The 4,642-nt window shown below is 64.8% G+C and carries 4 protein-coding genes; 1 reads left to right on the plus strand and 3 read right to left on the minus strand.

The annotated features are described in order from the left end of the window. Positions 1–241: 241 nt before the first annotated feature. A complete protein-coding gene (locus ACK543_RS14820) occupies positions 242–958 on the minus strand; it encodes an RluA family pseudouridine synthase (protein ID WP_409943598.1) in 717 nt (238 codons plus the stop codon). Continuing rightward, complete coding sequence (locus ACK543_RS14825; protein ID WP_409943599.1) at positions 945–3,182, minus strand: ATP-binding protein; 2,238 nt, start codon at positions 3,180–3,182, stop codon at positions 945–947. Before ACK543_RS14825 ends, ACK543_RS14820 begins: the two co-directional genes overlap by 14 nt. A gap of 209 nt (positions 3,183–3,391) precedes the next feature. Here ACK543_RS14825 and ACK543_RS14830 point away from each other — a divergent pair, with 209 nt between their 5' ends. After that, a complete protein-coding gene (locus ACK543_RS14830; RefSeq protein WP_409943600.1) occupies positions 3,392–4,054 on the plus strand; it encodes an NAD(P)H-dependent oxidoreductase in 663 nt (220 codons plus the stop codon). Positions 4,055–4,146: 92 nt separating this feature from the next. On the opposite strand, the gene ACK543_RS14835 is transcribed toward ACK543_RS14830, so the two are convergent. Continuing rightward, on the minus strand, positions 4,147–4,506 hold the full coding sequence (locus ACK543_RS14835; RefSeq protein ID WP_409943601.1) for an FKBP-type peptidyl-prolyl cis-trans isomerase: 360 nt from the start codon (positions 4,504–4,506) through the stop codon (positions 4,147–4,149). Positions 4,507–4,642 lie beyond the last annotated feature (136 nt).

Below are 4,642 nucleotides of genomic sequence, written 5' to 3' on the forward strand. Positions count from 1 at the left end.
GGGGCCGGTGTGCCTGGTTACCACGCCATAGCCTTTTGCAGCACATCAAAGCCCTGGCCAGAGCACTTGGCAGCCCAAAATCAACAGAAAAACTCGCTTCGCTCCGCCTTCGACCAATTGCCGTGAAATATTCGGGCTAGAGCATCCAGCGCGTGTCGGATCATGATCGGCACGCGCCAGCGCAGCCCGTCGGCAGTGGTGCGCAGATACCCGAAGGGCCTTGCACCCTTCAGACGCCACGTCAAAAACTGGCCGGGCAGGTGAATGCGATAGCTTCCCCGGTGAAGGGGTGCGTGAATGCCAGGCTGCGCGCGTGCAGCAGCAGGCGGGGCGACATCGCCTGTATGGCCGGCGCTGCATACAGCGTATCGCCCAGGATGGCATGTCCCACAGCGGCCAGGTGCACTCGGAGCTGGTGGATTCGGCCGGTCAACGGGGCCAGTTCGACGCGGGTGGTATCGGTGGCCTCGTCCCATTGGATGGTGCGCCAGCGTGTCTGGCTGCGCTTACCTGCATGGTGGTCAATCACGCGCAGGGGGCGACGCTGCCAGTCGGCGGCGATGGGCAGATCGATGAGTTGCCAGCCCGATGGGGTTGCAGCGGGATCGCTATCGGCGTGCATCTTCCCGTGCACGATCGCCTCGTAGTGCTTGGACACCTGGCACTCGGCAAACGCCTGGCTCAAGCGGCGCTGGGCCTCTGGGTGCCGCGCCATCAGCACCAGCCCCGACGTCGCCTGATCGAGCCGATGCACGATGAGCGCCCGCGGCCAGCGCTGCTGCGTCCGGGCGCTCAGGCAATCTTGCTTGTCCGGGCCCCGCCCGGGCACGCACAGCAGGCCTGCGGGCTTGTGCAGCAACAGCAGGTCGGCGTCTTCAAACACAGCGTGCACATGCGGCACAGAGGCCGAGGAAGCGGTGGGTTGGGCAAGGGAGATGCCGGGTTCAAGCCGCTGCATCGTCGCCCGCCACCAGCCGTTGCACCGTGGCGCAGAGTTCTTCCACATCGTTGGGTTTGTGGATGAGGGCGCGTGCCCCTTCGGCCAGCGCTGCCTGCTCGATCTCGGTGGTGACGTAGCCCGATGCCAGCGCGACGGGCAGGCCAGGTCGTATCCGCCGCGCCTCGCGCACCAGGTCCACCCCACAAAAGCCGGGCATGTTGTAGTCGGTCACCAGCAGGTCATAGCGCTGCGGTTCGGCGCGCAGCGCGGCGGTGGCAGCGTGGGGGTCGGTAAATCCGCTCACCAGGTAGCCGCGCCTGCGCAGCAGCCGCTGCACTAAAAAGACGAGTGCCTCGTCGTCATCCACGTACATCACATGCCGCTGGCGCTCTTGGCTATCCGCAACGCGCGCCGATCCTGGGGCTTGGCCGGTCGCGGCAAGATCCGCCGCGCTGGCAAAGGCACCTGCGGCCACCGACTCGGCAACCGGGGCGGGCAGGCTTGCCCCCGCAGGCGCTGCCTGAAAGTACAGCGTGAAGCGACTGCCCTGGCCCGGCACGCTGTGCACGTCCACCGCGCCTTGATGCGTGCGCATGACGCCGTGCACCACGGCCAGACCCAGCCCGGTGCCCTGGCCCACCGGCTTGGTCGTGAAAAATGGCTCAAAGATGCGCTCGAGCGTAGCGGCCTCCATGCCAGGGCCGTTGTCGCTCACGGTCAACGCGACATAGTTGCCCGGCATCAGGGCAAGACGTTCGCTCAGTCGCTGGTCTGGCTCAACGGCGAGCGCATCGACATGGATCGCACCGCGTTCGTTGTCGATCGCATGGATGGCATTGGTGCACAGGTTGATGAGCGCCTGTTCCACCTGCGTTGCGTCTGCCAGCACAGGTGGCAGCCCGGGCGACAGCCGCATGTGCAGCGCGATACCGGGTGGCAGTGTGACGCGCAGCAGGCGTTCGGTTTCGTGCGCAATATCGGCCAGCGAGACCACGGTGCGCTGCGGCGGCTCGTTGCGGCTGAATGTGAGGATCTGGCGCACCAGGTTGCGTGCGCGTCGGCCTGCCTTGTCGATCTCCGTCAAGCTCTCGAGCACCGGCGAGCCTGCCGCGCAGTCGGCCTTGGCCAGTTCCACATTGCCCAGGATGGCGCCCAGGATGTTGTTGAAATCGTGTGCAATGCCGCCTGCCATGGTGCCGACCGCCTGCATCTTCTGCGACTCGCGCAGCTGCGCTTCGAGCTCGCTGCGGTGCGCCTCGGCCTTCTTGCGACCGGTCAGGTCGCGCGCGAAGACGGTGGTGGTTTCGCCGTCGGCGTGGCGCTCGAACGAGACGCTTACCTCCACGGCCAGTTCCTTGCCAGTCACCGTGAGCGCGGTCATCTCCCCCAGCAGGGCCTGCGTGTTGAGCTTTGCAAGCGCCAGCGCACGCGGAGCATCGGGTAAAAAGCGCTGCAGCCCGCTGCCCAGCGCATCGCTGGCGCTGCACTGAAACAGCGCTGCCGCCGTGGGGTTGAACACGGTGATGCGCTGGTGCTGGTCCACGCAGACTATGGCGTCCAGCGCCGAGTTGATGACCGCCTCCAGCCGTTTTTCGCTGGCAAACAACTGCTCATTGCGCTGTTGCAGGGCCTGCGTACTCCGCTGCAGGGCGTTGCGCTCTGCCAGCAGGGGGCCTTGATCAATCACCGCGCACAGAAACTGTGTCAGCGGTGGGCCGCCGTCCTGGGGGGGCTCAATGTGTGCAATGTGCAAGTCGCCGGTGATGCGGCTATCGGGGCTGATGGCAAAGACGATTTCCTTGACTTCGCCATGGCCCGCTTGGCGCGCCACGGTAAAGGCCTCGCGCACGCGGTCCACGTCTTGCTCGCGCACAAAAGGCATCAGTGCAGACAGGGGGCGGTCGTGCTCGCTGGGCTGGAACAACCGGTGCGCCATGGAGTTGGCTTGCAGCACCAGGTCGTGCTCATCGACCACCATCAGTGCAAGCGGCACGCTGGCAAACAGGGTCTCAAAGCGCTCATAGGCGCTCTCGGCCACCGTCTGGCTGTAGCTCAGAACTTTGTTCTGATTTTCCAGTTCGGCCTGGTAGGCGCGCAGTTCGGCTACGAGATCCTGTGTTGAGGCAACAGGCCGATCGCCCGCAGTGAACCATGGGCGTTCGACGCGCTGCAGGGCGACCGTTGCCGTTTGCGCGGGGCTGCGACCGGCGGGATCAAGAAAGGACAGATCGGGTTCGCTCATAGAGGGTCGCTCTGCGGGGCGCACTTCAGGGCCGTTGAATGCAGTCACCGCGCGAAAGCAGAATGGGCGGAGTGTACGCCGCGGCCCGACGGTCAGCACCGCCAAGGCGCGGCCCCGCGGGGGGGGGGATGCAGTGGTTTCCTGGAGTATCTTTGACGGGCCCGCTTGTTTCGCTGTGTTTCACTTATCCATCTTCAAGGACGCCCATCATGACCACTGCCCACGACACCGATACCGCGCAGTCACTGTTGCTCAAGCTGCAGTGGCGCTACGCTACCAAGAAGATGAATCCGGCTAAGAAAGTACCTCAGGACAAGGTGGACCGCATCCTGGAAGCCGCGCGCCTCGCGCCCACCTCCAGCGGCTTGCAGCCGTTTGAGATCATCGTGGTGACCGACCCGGCGGTGCGTGCCCGCATCCTGCCCATTGCGTGGAACCAGGCTCAGATTACCGATGGCTCGCACCTGCTGGTGTTTGCGGCGTGGGACAACTACACAGCCGATCGCATCAACATGATGTTTGACCTGACCAACGAGCAGCGGGGTTTCAAGAACGAAGGCTGGGAAAACTACCGCCAGATGCTGCTGGGCATGTACCCGCAGCGCGATGCCGAGGTGAACTTCCAGCATGCGGCCCGCCAGGCTTACATTGGCCTGAGTGCTGCGCTGATGGCTGCGGCCTTTGAAGGTGTGGATTCCACCCCCATGGAAGGTTTCGACCCCAAGGCCCTGGACGAAATCCTGGACCTGGGTGCGCGCAACTTGCGCAGCGTGGCCATCTTGCCGCTGGGCTACCGTGCCGATGAGGGCGACTGGCTGGTCAACCTCAAGAAGGTGCGCCGCCCGCGCGAGCAGTTCGTCACCGAGGTGTGATGGAGGGTGCGCCTGAGCGCACTGCCCACAAAAAAAGCCGCCTGGGGCCATGGCCCCGGGCGGCTTTTTTGTTTGCAGCGGTCGGAGTCTGGTCAGCGACGTACGGACACCAGCTCGACCTCGAAGTTCAGCGTGGCGTTGGGCGGGATCACGCCACCGGCGCCGCCGGCCCCGTAGGCAATGCCGGGCGGGCAGGTCAGCTTGGCCTTGCCGCCGGGCTTCATGCGCTGCACGCCTTCGGTCCAGCAGGGGATCACGCGGTTGAGCGGGAACTCGGTGGGTTCGCCACGCCTGTAGGAGCTGTCGAACTCCTTGCCATCCAGGAAGGTGCCGCGGTAGTGCACCTTGACCGTGTCGGTGGCCTTGGGGGAGTCGCCGGTGCCGTCTTTGATGGACTGGTAGACCAGGCCGCTGGCTGTGGTGACGGGCTGAGCCACAACCGTTGCAGTAATCCTGAATCCGTGACCCCAATCCCCCGGGTTCCGTAATCGCACAGAAACCGGGCAGAGAAACCCCGATATTCACCCCCAGTCCGGCCATTTCAACGCAACAAACCCGACCGGCACCCCAGATATACGCTCATCATGC

It is taken from the genome of Acidovorax sp. (assembly GCF_046341535.1).
Classification (GTDB): domain Bacteria; phylum Pseudomonadota; class Gammaproteobacteria; order Burkholderiales; family Burkholderiaceae_C; genus Acidovorax.

Coding starts and splice junctions, on each gene's coding strand:
- ACK543_RS14830 (WP_409943600.1), top strand. CDS start 3,392: ATGACCACTGCCCACGACACCGATACCGCGCAGTCACTGTTGCTCAAG.
- ACK543_RS14825 (WP_409943599.1), bottom strand. CDS start 3,182: ATGAGCGAACCCGATCTGTCCTTTCTTGATCCCGCCGGTCGCAGCCCC.
- ACK543_RS14820 (WP_409943598.1), bottom strand. CDS start 958: ATGCAGCGGCTTGAACCCGGCATCTCCCTTGCCCAACCCACCGCTTCC.